The 14,718-nt window shown below is 59.5% G+C and carries 13 protein-coding genes; 9 read left to right on the top strand and 4 right to left on the bottom strand.

The window, feature by feature from the left end; genetic code table 11:
* The first annotated feature begins 179 nt into the window (after positions 1–179).
* Positions 180–704 (top strand): hypothetical protein, encoded by a 525-nt coding sequence (locus CER19_RS27875; RefSeq protein ID WP_116668723.1) that lies wholly within the window; start codon positions 180–182, stop codon positions 702–704.
* A gap of 725 nt (positions 705–1,429) precedes the next feature.
* Here CER19_RS27875 and CER19_RS27870 read toward each other — a convergent pair.
* A complete protein-coding gene (locus CER19_RS27870; RefSeq protein WP_116668722.1) occupies positions 1,430–2,452 on the bottom strand; it encodes an AraC family transcriptional regulator in 1,023 nt (340 codons plus the stop codon).
* A gap of 168 nt (positions 2,453–2,620) precedes the next feature.
* On the opposite strand from CER19_RS27870, the gene efeU reads away from it, so the two are divergent.
* The 4 genes from efeU to efeO (CER19_RS27850) are packed head-to-tail and all read left to right on the top strand — an operon-like array spanning position 2,621 to position 6,839.
* A complete protein-coding gene (gene efeU / locus CER19_RS27865; protein ID WP_116668721.1) occupies positions 2,621–3,466 on the top strand; it encodes an iron uptake transporter permease EfeU in 846 nt (281 codons plus the stop codon).
* A 10-nt stretch (positions 3,467–3,476) separates the two neighbouring features.
* On the top strand, positions 3,477–4,679 hold the full coding sequence (efeO, locus tag CER19_RS27860; RefSeq protein WP_116668720.1) for an iron uptake system protein EfeO: 1,203 nt from the start codon (positions 3,477–3,479) through the stop codon (positions 4,677–4,679).
* 14 nt (positions 4,680–4,693) lie between these two features.
* Complete coding sequence (gene efeB / locus CER19_RS27855; protein WP_116668782.1) at positions 4,694–5,998, top strand: iron uptake transporter deferrochelatase/peroxidase subunit; 1,305 nt, start codon at positions 4,694–4,696, stop codon at positions 5,996–5,998.
* A 25-nt stretch (positions 5,999–6,023) separates the two neighbouring features.
* Positions 6,024–6,839, top strand: coding sequence for an iron uptake system protein EfeO (gene efeO, locus CER19_RS27850; RefSeq protein WP_014718370.1), 816 nt, complete (start codon positions 6,024–6,026; stop codon positions 6,837–6,839).
* A 71-nt stretch (positions 6,840–6,910) separates the two neighbouring features.
* On the opposite strand, the gene pssA is transcribed toward efeO (CER19_RS27850), so the two are convergent.
* Positions 6,911–8,254 (bottom strand): CDP-diacylglycerol--serine O-phosphatidyltransferase, encoded by a 1,344-nt coding sequence (gene pssA / locus CER19_RS27845; protein WP_116668719.1) that lies wholly within the window; start codon positions 8,252–8,254, stop codon positions 6,911–6,913.
* Positions 8,255–8,379: 125 nt separating this feature from the next.
* Between pssA and CER19_RS27840 the strand changes: the two genes are divergently transcribed.
* Positions 8,380–8,943 carry a TetR/AcrR family transcriptional regulator gene (locus CER19_RS27840; protein WP_116668718.1) on the top strand — a complete coding sequence of 188 codons (564 nt, stop codon included), beginning with the start codon at positions 8,380–8,382 and terminating at the stop codon, positions 8,941–8,943.
* A 54-nt stretch (positions 8,944–8,997) separates the two neighbouring features.
* Positions 8,998–9,477, top strand: coding sequence for a nuclear transport factor 2 family protein (locus CER19_RS27835; protein ID WP_116668717.1), 480 nt, complete (start codon positions 8,998–9,000; stop codon positions 9,475–9,477).
* A gap of 176 nt (positions 9,478–9,653) precedes the next feature.
* Here CER19_RS27835 and CER19_RS27830 read toward each other — a convergent pair whose 3' ends face one another.
* Positions 9,654–10,811 (bottom strand): PQQ-dependent sugar dehydrogenase, encoded by a 1,158-nt coding sequence (locus CER19_RS27830; protein WP_116668716.1) that lies wholly within the window; start codon positions 10,809–10,811, stop codon positions 9,654–9,656.
* Between the two features lie 12 nt (positions 10,812–10,823).
* The gene (locus CER19_RS27825) at positions 10,824–11,132 is read right to left on the bottom strand and encodes a hypothetical protein (protein WP_116668715.1); all 309 of its coding nucleotides are present in this window, start codon (positions 11,130–11,132) and stop codon (positions 10,824–10,826) included.
* A 184-nt stretch (positions 11,133–11,316) separates the two neighbouring features.
* On the opposite strand from CER19_RS27825, the gene CER19_RS27820 reads away from it, so the two are divergent.
* Both CER19_RS27820 and ligD read left to right on the top strand, forming a co-directional pair.
* Positions 11,317–12,156 carry a Ku protein gene (locus tag CER19_RS27820; protein WP_116668714.1) on the top strand — a complete coding sequence of 280 codons (840 nt, stop codon included), beginning with the start codon at positions 11,317–11,319 and terminating at the stop codon, positions 12,154–12,156.
* Between the two features lie 24 nt (positions 12,157–12,180).
* Complete coding sequence (gene ligD, locus CER19_RS27815) at positions 12,181–14,700, top strand: DNA ligase D (protein ID WP_116668713.1); 2,520 nt, start codon at positions 12,181–12,183, stop codon at positions 14,698–14,700.
* Positions 14,701–14,718 lie beyond the last annotated feature (18 nt).

Raw genomic sequence — 14,718 nt, 5'->3', positions numbered from 1 at the left:
TAAGCCAATTAAGAAGTCCTTCGTAGGTAATTTCCTAGTACTGCGCTATACCTGGCTTCCAGGTTTAAATACTTCAGAAACAACAGTGCATTTTCATGTAGGCAAGCGGTACACCCACGTTAAAGTAATTGGCGCACGTGTCGACAACCAAGTGCCACTTACTAACGGAGGAAGGCGACATGGCTATCATGTTGACTGCTGAGCAGATGAGGCATACCAAGGCAACCAACGCTTACGTTATTAAAAATCCTGACCAAATAACGAATGAATTCACGATCACTGAGGAGTCCGTAGCAGCTGACACACTAAATCTTGGTGAAACAAAAAAAATCGCCGACCTGAAAGAATATTTAAAGGGCTTTGACATGACAGCCATAAGCTCAGATGACCTCAGAAAAGTAGCGCGACGATTATTCGACAATGAAATGATAGATATACATGCATTTGTAATATTCGCCGAAGGCAATTTGGCGAGTGGTGCAGATGGTCTTCCTACAGAAACAGACGTTAAATTCAACGCCATTGCTTTGTTTAATGAGCGGCTTGAGGACTACAATGATTTCCTTGAAAATAATCCTGCAGACGTGAAAGAAGATACGTTGAGGTGGCGGCGGGGGATGATAGATGCCAATCACGCGATAGGCGCATTGACCTACTTCGTCAATTCTTCCAGAAGTGATTTAAAGATTCATGAGCAAGCTTGAATCCAAGTCGTTTGGGCAGTGCGCTAAGGAGGATCTTAACGCACTGCCATTGCAGGCCTTCAGCGGCCGTATTTGGCGGTGCCTGAGTAGGATTTCACATCAGGGTCGGAATTGAACATAGCGACTCGATAGGTACCAAACGATCCAGAGTATGAAGCGCTGCTCCCAAAGCTTGTCGCAACAGATTGCCAAGAGGCTCCCAACTGCTTTTGGATAATCAACTGTGGCGCCCGCCCTCCTCCCGTGGAAGCTGAGGCATCAATAGTCGCACCCGCACATCCATTCGCGGAAGTTATTGTGAACGGGCCATACACTGTCGTTTCGACACCAGGTGGCAAAAGCCCGCTATAGCTATCACTTATATACAGACACAAGGCCGACACCTGAGCAGACAAAAGCATTAACGCGAGACACGGCAACGCAATAAGACCTTTCATGATCTCACCTCAAATCAGCAAATAGTAAATAAATACCCACTCGATATATCTGATCTTTTATTTCCCCATAAGCGCACCTCGCAGTTAAGCAACGGCTGCCAGCACATGACACTCGATATCAACCCAGCAGATATCAAGCACCCACTAATGCGGGTAGGAACACGTTGCTTACGGTGCACGAAATCAAGCGCTAAATATGCCAGCCACGTCCTAAAATATCGAAGGAGCGTTCTGTCATACTTGGGTGAAGGAATAAGTGAGAATTGTCCTAATCCCGCACGACGGAAGTTAGAGTCGACTCGACTCGTTCAAAATCAAACTTCGATAATGCCCGGGATTCGATCCAGACCACTTACGAAACGCCTTATAAAACGAACTCGCATCGGCAAACCCCAACCGCGTGGCGATTTCGGCAAAACTGATCTGGGGTTCGGCCAACCACACAATCGCCAGTTCTTTGCGCACGCTGTCCTTGAGGCCCTGATAGGTCTGCCCCTCTTCCGCCAGGCGGCGGCGTAGTGTGGACGCAGAAATACACAACCTGGCGGCAAGCCCCTCGGTTTCCGGCCAGGTGTCGGGAGGCATCTGCCGAAGGTCGTGCTTGATGCGCGTGGCGAGGCTTTCCGGGTCGCGGTATTTGACCAAGATGTTAGCCGGTGCATGAGCGAGAAAACGTTGGAGCTCCTGCGGGCTGCGCTTGATCGGCAGGTCCAGGCAGTCGGCTGAAAAGATCATGCGGGTGCGTGGTCGATCAAAGCGCAGGTTGTCAGAAAACATCACCTGATAATCGTCACAGAAGTCCGGCTGTGCGCAACGCAGTTCAATGGCGAGGATCGGGATGCGCCGCCCCGCCAGCCAGCAGGCGACACCGTGGACGATCATCCAGTAGGTGAAGTAGGTAAACGCACGCTTGGGTTCATGCTCAGGTTCGAGCAGGACGATCTCCGCCAGGCTCTGTTGGCGCACCAGCTGGGCCGGAAGGTGCTCCAGCATCAGCGAGAGAAACCCCAAGCCGGTTTCCAGGCCCGCAGCCAGGCTGGGTTGCGCCATGGCGGCGCGACACAGAAACGCCAGGCTGCCGGACTTGAGTGGGCGTGGGTCCATGCCAAAAAACTCATCGCCCCTGCGCCGCGCCAGCAAGCGCCACAGGCGTGCATAGGCCGTGGCCGCCACGCGAGCGTCGGGCTGCTCAAGCAACGCCGGATCAATCCCGACTTTGCTCAATGCCTCAACGGTGGCCGCTCCCGGCGCGCAACTCTGCAACAGCGCTTCGCGCACGAGGTGAATGGAGATGGTGTCTTTTTCCGACATGGGGCGTTGAGCTATCCGGCTGCGGTCTGATTGGCCCGCATCATAAAGGCGGTTGCGCTTCGCCACCACTGTTCAGCCCACGTTCAGCAAAGGTCAATATTTCTTGTTTGGCAATGAGTATCATTATGTTACAACTTAGCTCCCTAACTAGTTGTGCCCGGGTGCCCGATGCTTGTTCCTTTTTTAATCATGCTGCGCGAAGGCATTGAAGCGGCATTGATCGTTGGCATTATCGCCAGTTACCTGCAACAGACCGGGCGTGGCCAGTGGATGCCTGCGGTGTGGATCGGCGTTTTCCTTGCGGCGGCGCTGGCGCTGCTGGTGGGCGGCGGCCTGGAATTGGTCAGTGCGGAATTCCCGCAAAAGCAGCAGGAATTGTTTGAAGGTGTCGTCGGCCTGGTCGCCGTGGGTATTCTCAGTTCCATGGTGTTCTGGATGCGCAAAGTAGCGCGCTCGATTAAACACTCGCTGCATGAATCCCTCGACCATGCGTTGGCCGGTTCCAGTCATCAGGTGTTCGCCCTGATCGCCATGGTGTTTTTTGCCGTGGCCCGCGAAGGGCTGGAGACGGTGTTCTTTCTGTTAGCCGTGTTTCAGCAAAGCGAAGGCCCGGGCGCTCCGGTGGGCGCCCTGCTCGGCCTGGTCCTGGCCATTGTCGTGGGTTTCCTGATCTATTCCGGCAGCATGCGCCTGAACCTCAGCGCGTTTTTCCGCTGGACTGGCCTGTTCATCCTGGTGGTCGCGGCCGGCATTCTCGCCAACTCGGTGCAAGCCTTGCACGAAGCCGGCGTGTGGAACCACTGGCAGACCGTGCTGTTCGATTTCAGCGCTGCATTACCCATGGACAGCCCGCTCGGCTCGGTACTGGCCGGCATGTTCGGCTACCAGGAGGCGCCGACCGTCAGCACCCTGGGCGCCTATCTGATTTACCTGGTGGTGGCCCTGGTGATGTTCTTCCTGCCCTCGGCCCCCGCCAAGCCTGTCGCCACGACTTCTTCCGTTTCCAGCCAGTAAGGACCGTCTCTTGTCCAACCCAACCCCTCAATCGGCCCCGCCATCCCGCGCCTTGCGCTGGGGTGTGGCCGGCTCGGTGGTGGTGATGATCGCCGCCGGTGGCCTGTTCTACTACGCCTCGCAATTGGCCGCGACCAAACGCCAGACCAACCACAATGAAATCGCAGTCACGATTCACAGCCACGCCTGCGAGCCCAACGCCCTCACCGTGCCGGCCGGGCGCGCAAGCTTTCGTATCATCAACCGCTCCGACCGTGCGGTGGAGTGGGAAATCCTCGACGGCGTGCTGGTGGTCGAAGAACGGGAAAATATTGCCCCGGGCCTGAGCCAGGTGATCAATGCCAACCTGTTACCCGGCGACTACGCCATTACCTGTGGCTTGTTGAGCAACCCGCGTGGCACCTTGCATGTCACGCCCACGGCAGAGTCCGACGCCCAGGCTAAGGCCAAGCCGTCGATGGTGGCGTTTATCGGCCCGTTGTCGGAGTTCCGTGTGTACTTGAGCGGCCAGAGCGGTGCGCTGATCAAGGCGGTGACGGCGCTGCAACAGGCTATCGACGCCGGTGATCTGGCCCAGGCGCAGGCCATGTATGTGCCGGCCCGTGAGGCGTATCAGCGCCTGGCGCCTGCCTCTCAACGCCTGGCCGAATTGGATAACGCGATCAACGCCCGCGCCGACTACTTTGAAAAGCGCGAGCAAGACCCCGCCTTCAGCGGCTTCCACCGCCTCGAATACAGCCTGTTCCAGCAGCACAGCCTCGATGGCCTGGCGCCGGTCGCCCAACGACTGGTGGCCGACGTCACCACGCTCAAGCAACAGTTACTGGCCCAGTCTCTGCCACCGGAGCAACTGGTGAGCATTGTGGTGCGCAACCTCAACAGCCTGGCAGACGTTCGCGCGGCGAGCGGTGAAGAGGAACGCTACAGCCACATCGACTTGAACGGCTTTGCCGCCAATCTGCAGGTCGCGCACAAAATCGTCGACCTGATGCGTCCATTGCTGGGCAAGTCCGCCGCCGACCTGTTACCCACTATCGACAGCGCGCTCAGCGCCTTCGACACCGAACTCAACGGGCTCAAGGTGAATGACCGCTACCCCAGCTACGACAAGGTTACAGCTGATCAGCGCAAGCAGATCGCCGACAAGGCCAAGGCACTGGCCGTTGCACTCGATGGAATCGACCCCGCCCTTGGCCTTTCCGGCCTGCAGTGAAGACGACCGCATACATGAGTGATAAAGAACAGTTTGACCTCCAACGTCGCCGCGTCCTGTTGGGCATGGCGGCCACCGGCGCTGCGATTGCCGGCAGCAGCCTGTCCTGCCCGGCGATGGCAGCAGTGGCCGAGCAAGTCACCACGGCCCCGCGCAGCGACAAGACCCAGGACCACCAGGCGTTTTTCGGCAAGCACCAAAGCGGCATCGTCACCCCGCGCCCGGCCTGCGGCATGGTCGTGGCGTTCGATGTACTGGCCAGCGACCGCGAAGACCTGGAACGCCTGTTTCGCACCCTGAATGAGCGCATCGCGTTCCTGATGACGGGCGGCACCGTGCCCCAGGTCGACCCGAAATTGCCGCCCACCGATTCCGGTATCCTCGGCCCGGTGGTCACGCCGGATAACCTGACCATCACCGTGTCAGTCGGCGAGTCGTTGTTCGACGAACGCTTCGGCCTCGCGGCGGCCAAACCCAAGCGCTTGAGTCGCATGGTCGGTTTTCCCAATGATGCGCTGGAACCGGCGCAGTGCCACGGCGACCTGAGCCTGCAGTTCAGCTCCAACACGCCGGACACCAATATCCACGCCCTGCGCGACATCGTCAAAAACCTGCCCGACCTGTTGCTGGTGCGCTGGAAGCAAGAAGGCAGCGTGCCGCCCCAGGCACCGTCCAAGCCCGGCGAACCGGCGCAGAGTGCGCGCAACTTCCTGGGCTTTCGCGATGGCTCGGCCAACCCCAACTCCAACGATGACAAGGCCATGGACCAGATCGTCTGGGTACAACCCACCAGCGACGAACCGGCCTGGACCGCCCATGGCAGCTACCAGGCCGTGCGCATCATCCGTAACTTTGTCGAGCGCTGGGATCGCACCCCGTTGCAAGAACAGGAAAGCATCATCGGCCGTGTCAAACCCACGGGCGCGCCCATGGACGGCCAGCATGAAACCCAGGTCCCGGACTACAGCAAGGACCCTGAAGGCAAGTTGACCAAGCTCGATGCCCACATCCGCCTGGCCAACCCGCGCACCCCGCAGACCCAGGCCAACCTGATCCTGCGGCGGCCGTTCAACTACTCCAACGGCGTCAACAAAAACGGTCAACTGGACATGGGCTTGTTGTTCATCTGCTACCAGGCTGACCTGGAGAAAGGCTTTATCAGCGTGCAAACCCGGCTCAACGGTGAACCATTGGAGGAGTATCTCAAGCCGGTGGGCGGCGGGTATTTCTTCACCTTGCCAGGGGTCACCGGGCCCAAGGATTTCATCGGGCGCACGCTGCTCGCGGCAACGCACCCTCACGAACCTGCCAAGACCTAAAACACACCAGAGCGGAATGTCTCCCATGAAGAAGTCGTCTATCGCGTTGTTGTTACTCAGCCTTTCGCCACTGGCAAGCTTCGCCGCTACTGCGCCGTTGGACCTGGTGGGCCCGGTGTCGGATTACAAGATCTACGTCACCGAAGAAATCGGCGAACTGGTCACCCAGACCCAGGCGTTCACCGACGCCATCAATAAAGGCGACCTGGCCACCGCCAAGAAGCTCTATGCGCCAACCCGCGTGCACTATGAGTCCATTGAGCCGATCGCCGAGCTGTTCAGCGACCTCGACGCGTCCATCGATTCGCGTGTCGACGACCATGAAAAAGGCGTGACGGCCGAAGATTTCACGGGCTTCCACCGGATCGAATACGCGCTGTTCTCGCAGAACTCGACCCAGGGCCTGCAAGCGCTGACCGCCAAGCTCAACGCGGACGTGAATGACCTCAAGACCCGCGTCGACGGCCTGACCTTCCCGCCGGAGAAAGTCGTCGGTGGTGCCGCTGCCTTGCTCGAAGAAGTCGCGGCCACCAAGATCTCCGGTGAAGAAGACCGCTACAGCCACACCGACCTGTACGACTTTCAGGGCAACATCGACGGCGCGAAGAAAATCGTCGACCTGTTCCGTGGCCAGATCGGGCAGCAAGACCAGGCCTTCCTGGCCAAGGTCGACAAGAACTTTGCCAGCGTCGACAAGATCCTGGCCAAGTACAAAACCAAGGACGGCGGCTTTGAGACCTATGACAAGGTCAAGGACAACGACCGCAAGGCCCTGGTCGGCCCGGTCAACACCTTGGCCGAAGACCTCTCGACCCTGCGCGGCAAGCTGGGCTTGAACTAACTGCCGCACACAGAAAAACACCCAGTCCCTGTCGAGGGGCCTGGGTGTTTTTTTGCCAGCCAGTTGCTCGGCTAGAGGATGCGGTACAGCAAGCGCTCGATCCGCACCCGGCTGACACGCCGCAGGAATTTGCCGACGGCGGGCGGGTAATCCACCAGCGTCTGCAATTGCTGGTAACCCTGGATACGCGTGGTGTGCTGGAAAATATTCGCAAGCTCAGCGCCTCGCGGCTCTAGCCATTGGCCTTGAGGGTCGTCGATCAGCAAGCCGTTTTCCAAGTCGAGGCGAAACGCCCGCGGGTTGAGGTTGTTGCCGGTGAGCAAGGTGTAGCGCTCGTCCACCCACATGCCCTTGAGGTGATAGGTGTTATCGCCGTCGCGCCATAAGTGCAGGTTCAACTGGCCGCTGTTGATCATCGGCTGGTGCCGCTTGGCAAAGCGCCGCAGGCTGATCTCGTACAGGTACGGCAACGCCGCAATCACCTTGAAGGGTTCAGTGGGCGGGATATAGAAGTCGTTGGCGGTCTTGTCACCCACCACGATGTCGATCTTCACACCGCGTGCCAGGGCGCGGTTGATCTCGCGGGTCACCGGCAATGGCAGGTTGAAATACGGCGTGCAGATAGTCAGTTGCTGCTGGGCGCTGGCGATCAGTTCGAGGATCACCCGGCTCAACGGGTTGTTCTTGCCGACGCCCAGCAAGGGGCTGACCGACAGATGGCCATTGGGCAACTGCCCGGCGGTGGTGTCGTAGGTCGCATGCTTGAGACGGCTGCGCAGGTCGCCGATATCGTTGCGCAGGCTGCGGGTGGTGGGCGGGTTTGGCAGGTCCAGCCGATGCACTGCCTTGGATGCCACCAGGCCGTGTTCCACCAGGTGCTGCATCGAATCGGCCAAGGGTTGGCTATGGATCAGGTGATAACGGTCGAAGCGGTATTTGTCGAATTTGTGCAGGTACACATTGTTCAGGCTGGCGCCGCTGTACAGCACGCTGTCATCGATCACGAAACCCTTGAGGTGTAACACGCCGAACAGCTCGCGGGTTTGCACCGGCACGCCGTACACCGGTACTTCGCTGGCGTGGCGCTGGGTCATCGCCTGGTACCAGGCGCTGTTGCCCGGTTGCTTGCCCGCGCCGATCAACCCGCGCTGGGCGCGCAGCCAATCAACCATCACCACGATATCCAGTTCGGGCCGTGCGGCTTTGGCGGCGTGCAAAGCGTCGTAGATTTCCTGCCCCGCCTCGTCCTGCTGCAAGTACAAGGCAACGATGTAGATACGCCGGGTCGCCTGGGCGATTTTCTCCAACAGGCAGCGACGATAGGCGTCGGCGCTGGGCAGCACCTCAAGGGCCTCGGTGGACAGCGCAAAACCGCGCAGCTTGGGCAACAGGGAGCGTTTGAAGAACGACGGCATAGGGCTCGCAATGGGTCGAATCCGAAGAGGCCCAAAGCTTACACCATGAGGCTGCTCAGGTCTCGTAACGGGCAATCGAAAAAAGACTGTTGACCATGAAGAACGATCGTTCTACTGTGCTTGACATGAACGATATAACCCAGAATGAAACCCGCGACATTATCCTCGACGTCACCGAGAAGTTGATCTATCGCCACGGCATCGCTGCCACCGGCATGGACTTACTGGTGAAAACCGCCGGTGTGTCGAGAAAAAGTATCTACCGCTACTTCGCCAACAAGGATGAGTTGGTGGTGGCCGCCCTGCAACGCCGCGACGAGCGCTGGATGCAATGGCTGCGCAGCGAAGTGGAACGCAGCGCCGACAGCGGCGAGCGCCTGCTGGGGCTGTTCAGCGCGCTCAAAGGCTGGTTCGGCTCGGCAGACTTTCGTGGCTGCGCCTTTATCAACACCAGTGGTGAAACCGGCGATGCCCAAGACCCGGTGCGCCTGTTGGCCAAGGCCCATAAACGCAAACTGTTCGAGTACGCACTTGAACTGTGCCAAGCACATGGCACCCCCGACCCGGAGCAGCAGGCCGCGCAACTGCTGATCCTGATCGATGGCGCCATTACCGTTGCCCTGGTCATGGGTGATTCAACAGCTGCCGATAATGCGCAATGCATGGCGCGGACCTTACTGCAACTTTGAACCCACAGCCCAGGCAACTTTCGACCCAACCTTTATTGCATTGAGGAGTCGCCCATGTCAGCCCAAGAAGAAGTCCGCCCGCCCCTGCCGCCGTTTAGCCGCACGTCTGCCATCGAAAAAGTCCGCCTGGCCGAAGATGGCTGGAACTCCCGCGACCCGCAGCGTGTATCCCTGGCCTACACCCTGGACACGAACTGGCGTAACCGCGCCGAATTTGCCCATAACCGCGAAGAAGCCAAGCAGTTCCTGAGCCGTAAATGGGCCAAGGAACTGGATTATCGACTGATCAAGGAATTGTGGGCCTTTACTGATAACCGCATCGCCGTGCGCTACGCCTATGAATGGCACGATGATTCGGGTAACTGGTTTCGCTCGTACGGCAATGAGAACTGGGAGTTCGATGAGAACGGCTTGATGGCCAACCGCTTTGCCTGCATCAACGATATGCCGATCAAGGAAAGCGAACGCAAGTTTCATTGGCCGCTGGGACGGCGCCCGGATGAGCATCCGGGCCTGACTGAGCTGGGGCTATAACCCCGACTCTGCAGACAGAATGAGATCCAATGTGGGAGCTGGCTTGCCTGCGAAGACGGTGTATCAGTCGCTGCATCTGTTACTGAACCACCGCCTTCGCAGGCAAGCCAGCTCCCACAGTTGGATCGCGGGGCATCAATTAGATCTGCGTCTGCTGTCAGCCCCCTCCCACACGTTTAGTCCTGATTCAGCCCAACCCGGTACAACACACCATCATCCTCATCGGTCAGCACATACAGAAAGCCATCCGGCCCCTGCCGTACATCGCGGATCCGCGCTTTCAATTCGCCCAACAAGCGTTCCTCGTGGACCACCTTGTCGCCCTCGAACTGCAACCGAATCAGCTCCTGACTCACCAGCGCACCGACAAACACGTTGTGCTGCCATGCCTTGAACCGGTCGCCGTCATAGAACGCCATGCCACTGACGCCCGGCGACTTCTCCCACACATGATGGGGCGCCACAGTGCCCTCTGCCGTTTTGCCCTTGGCTTCGGGAATCGGCAGCAGGGAATAGTTGATGCCATGGGTCGCCAACGGCCAGCCGTAGTTCTTGCCGCGCTCGATGATATTGACTTCATCACCGCCACGGGGCCCGTGTTCATTTTCCCAGATCGTGCCGCTCCAGGGGTTCAGGGCCAGCCCTTGCGGGTTACGCTGCCCATAGGACCAGATCTCGGGACGCACGCCGGGTTGACCGACAAAAGGGTTGTCGTCCGGCACGCGCCCATCCGGGTAGATGCGCACTACTTTGCCTTGCAACTTGTCCAGGTCTTGGGCCGTGGGGCGGTCGTTGTTCTCGCCCAGGGTCACGAACAGATAGCCGTCCCGGTCGAAGGCCAGGCGCGAACCGAAGTGGTTGCCGGTAGACAGCTTGGGCTCCTGGCGCAGGATCACGTTGAAGTCCTCCAGGCCACTCAAGTCAGCTGCCAAGCGCCCACGCCCTACGGCTGTGCCGGCCTTGCCGCCCTCGCCACCGCCTTCGGCGTACGACAGGTACACCAGGCGGTCCTGCTTGAAGTCTGGCGACAGCACCACATCCAGCAACCCGCCCTGCCCTTTGGCCCATACCTGCGGCACGCCCTTCAAGGGCGCAGACAGCTTGCCGTCCGGGCTGACAAACCGCAGGTTTCCAGGCCGTTCGGTCACCAGGAAACCTTGCTGGTCGGGCAAAAACGCCAGCGCCCACGGATGGTCCAGGCCCTTGGCGACTGGCGTGGCGGTGATGCTGCCTTGCTCACTGGGGAATTGTTGACTATCGGCGGCATACACCGCGCTCAACGGCAGCAACGCGGTGGCGCACAGGGCGGCTAGCAGGGTTTTACGTACAAACATAAGGCGAAATCCTCAGCGGCGATTGCCGTTGGCATCATAGGTGGGCGCTTTGGGTGCGGTGGCCGGGCGGCTGGGGGCCGCCTCCTGCTTGGGGTAGCGGTTGCCGATGCCGCCGTTTTCCAGCGTCGGCCGCGGGTTGGCCGGGACGGGCTGGATACTGCGAACCTCCGGTGCATTGGGCTGGGTGCCCTGCATGCTATTGGGGTTGGCCCGGTGAATAGGGCCGTGGTCGCTACGCCCTGGCAAGTTTTGCGCCTGGGCCAACGGCGCAAGGGCCAGGCCCAGCGCCAGTGCTGCAAGATGACGTACACAACGGTTCATGGCCAACCTCTCTATGCCAAGCACTACGTGCTTTCGATAACACGCTACGCCGTGGGTTCGCGTTGTGACACTAAATAGTTTCTGATCAGGTGTAACACGATCTGTCCGAGCATCTATCCGCCGAAACTTTTGCCCTGCCCTGCGAGTCACCAGCACACAGGCTCTTCGTTGAGGAATCACACCTATGCCACGGGCAATCTGGAAAGGCGCCATCAGTTTCGGCTTGGTTCACATCCCGGTATCGCTGGTCTCGGCGACCTCTTCACAGGGCGTCGACTTTGACTGGCTGGACAAGCGCAGCATGGACCCGGTGGGCTATAAGCGCATCAACAAAACCACCGGCAAGGAAGTCACCAAGGAAAATATCGTCAAGGGCGTGGCCTTTGAAAAAGGACGCTACGTGGTGCTCAGCGAAGACGAAATTCGCTCGGCCCACCCCAAGTCCACCCAGACCATCGAAATCATCGCCTTCGTCGCCAGCGACCAGATCCCCCTGCAAAACATCGATACACCCTACTTCCTCGCTCCGGATAAACGCGGCGGCAAGGTCTATGCACTGCTGCGCGAAGCGCTGAAAAAAACCGGCAAGGTCGCCCTGGCCAATGTGGTGCTGCACACCAAGCAACACCTGGCCGCATTGATGCCGCTGGAGTCGGCCCTGGTGCTGGTCATGCTGCGCTGGCCCTTAGAGGTGCGCAGCCTGGATGAGTTGGAACTGGGCAGCGATGTGACAAAGCCGACCCTGGCCAAAGGTGAATTGGACATGGCCAAGCGCCTGGTGCAAGACATGAGCGCCGATTGGCAGCCCGATGAATACCGTGACAGCTTCCAGGACAAGATCAGGGCGCTGGTGGCGAAGAAGGCCAAGGCCGGCAAGATCGAAGATGTGGAAACGGTCGAAGGCGGCGAAGAGCGCAAATCCGCGGATGTCATCGACCTGACCGAACTGCTCAAACGCAGCCTGGCGGGTAAACCTGCGGCGAAAAAAAGCGCCGCGAAAAAGTCCAATAACAAGGCCTCTTGAGCCTGCCATTGACGGGAGAACGACATGGCAAAGCCCCTGAGTGAGTACAACCGCAAGCGCGATTTCAAGATCACCGCCGAACCCGCCGGCAGCTCACCCGCCAGCAAGCGGAACGTCTCGGCCCTGAGCTTTGTGATTCAAAAGCACGATGCGCGCAACCTGCATTACGACTTTCGCCTGGAACTCGATGGCGTGCTGCTGAGTTGGGCGGTGCCCAAGGGCCCAAGCCTGGACCCGAGCCAGAAACGTCTGGCGGTGCATGTTGAAGACCACCCACTGAGCTACGGCAGTTTCGAGGGCAGCATTCCCGCCGGCCAATACGGTGCGGGGGATGTGATCGTGTGGGACCGAGGCATCTGGCAGCCCCACGATGACCCGCGCAAAGCCTACGCGGCGGGCAAACTCAAATTCACCCTGGTGGGTGAGAAACTCTCCGGTGACTGGGCCCTGGTACGAACCCGGCTCAAGGGCAGCGGCGACAAGGAGCAATGGCTGTTGATCAAGGAAAACGATCAGCAGGCGCGCCCAGCCTCTGAGTTCGATATCGTCCAGGCCGAGCCCGCCAGCGTGCTCAGCGATGCGGTGGTGGGTAAGCCAAAGGCCAAGGCGAAGGCCAAACCCAAGGCCGCGCCAACAGCCAAAGCGCCCAAGCGCAACGCTGTCCTGCCGGATGAGTTCGCCCCCCAATTGGCAACCTTGGTGGACCGGGCGCCCGAAGGTGATTGGCGCTACGAGATCAAGTTCGACGGCTACCGCATTATGGCGCGCATTCGTGACGGTCAAGTGCGCCTGTTCACCCGCAACGGCCACGACTGGACCGAGCGCCTGCCGCGTCAGTGCAAAGCCTTGCAAGCCCTCAAGCTCAAGGACAGTTGGCTGGATGGCGAAGTGGTCAGCCTCAATGGCGACGGGCTGCCGGATTTCCAGGCGCTGCAAAACGCGTTCGATATCGGCCGCAGTTTGGATATCGTCTATTACCTGTTCGATGCACCGTTTTTGAACGGCCGCGACCAACGTGAAGACCCGGTCGAAGACCGTCGGGCCGCGCTTAAATCTGCACTGTCCGGCAGCCGAAGCAAACTGCTGCGCTTCTCCGAAGCCTTTGCCGCCAGCCAACGCGATATTTTCGAGAGCGCCTGTGACCTGGCGCTCGAAGGCGTGATCGGCAAACGTGCCGGCAGCCCCTACGTGTCGCGGCGTAGTGACAATTGGATCAAGCTCAAATGCCGCCTGCGCCAGGAATTCGTGATTGTGGGCTACACCCGCCCCCAAGGTTCGCGCAGCGGCTTTGGTGCGCTGCTGCTGGCGGTCAACGATGAGGCGGGCCTGGTGTATGCCGGGCGCGTGGGCACGGGCTTTGACCAGGCCGCGCTGAAAAGTATCTATGCCCAGCTCACCCCGCTTGAGCGCAAGGACTCGCCACTGCAAAAGCCATTGACCAGTGCCCAGGCCCGTGGCGTGCACTGGGTTGAGCCGAGCCTGGTCGGTGAGGTGCAATTTGCCGAATGGACCCGTGAAGGCGTGGTGCGCCAGGCAGCGTTTGTGGGCCTGCGCACCGACAAGCCAGCGTCGCAGATCATTCATGAACAGCCGCGTGCGGCCAAGTCGGTCAAGGCATCCGGGGCATCGAAAGCCGGTAAAGCCCAGGCAACGGTGAAGAACGTGAAAATCACTCACCCCGATCGCATTATCGACAAGCACAGCGGCACGCAAAAACAGCAACTGGCGCAGTTCTACACCGATATCAGTGAATGGATACTGCCCTTCCTGCGTGGACGTGCCGTGTCATTGTTGCGGGCGCCGGAAGGGATCGAAGGTGAGCAGTTCTTCCAGAAGCACTCAGAGCGTATGGCCATCCCACACATCAAGCAATTGGACCCGGCGCTGGACCCAGGCCATGCGCGCCTGATGGAAATAGACAGCGTGGACGCACTGGTCGGTGCCGTGCAAATGGGTACGGTCGAGTTTCACACCTGGGGCGCTACCGCAGACAAGATTGAAACGCCCGACCTGTTCATCCTTGATCTCGACCCGGACCCGGCCCTGCCCTGGAAAGCCATGCTGGAAGCCGCCCAACTGACCCTGTCAGTACTCGATGAGCTGGGCTTGCAAGCTTTCGTCAAAACCAGCGGCGGCAAGGGCCTGCATTTGATCGTGCCGTTGGCCCGGCGCGACGGCTGGGACACCGTGAAGGCGTTCGCCAAAGCTATTGCCCAATTCATGACCCGGCAACTGCCCGAACGCTTTACCGCCACCAGTGGCCCCAAGAACCGCGTGGGCAAGATCTTTATCGATTACCTGCGCAACGCCCGTGGCGCCAGCACCGTGGCGGCGTATTCAGTGCGGGCACGCCCAGGCCTGCCAGTGTCGGTGCCGGTGAGTCGAGAGGAGTTGAAAGGATTGCGTGGCGCCCAGCAGTGGACAGTGGCGAACCTGCACCAGCGGCTGCAGGCGTTGAAGGATGACCCCTGGGCGGGGTATGCCAATCGACAGAAGATCAGCAAAAAGATGTGGGACAAGTTGGGCGCGCAACCCCCTGGGTGATCCGCGCCCTGAGCCAGG

The organism is Pseudomonas sp. GL93 (genome assembly GCF_003408955.1).
In the GTDB taxonomy this organism is placed as follows: Bacteria; Pseudomonadota; Gammaproteobacteria; order Pseudomonadales; family Pseudomonadaceae; genus Aquipseudomonas; species Aquipseudomonas paracarnis.
This window is presented reverse-complemented; position numbering and strand designations above follow the sequence as displayed.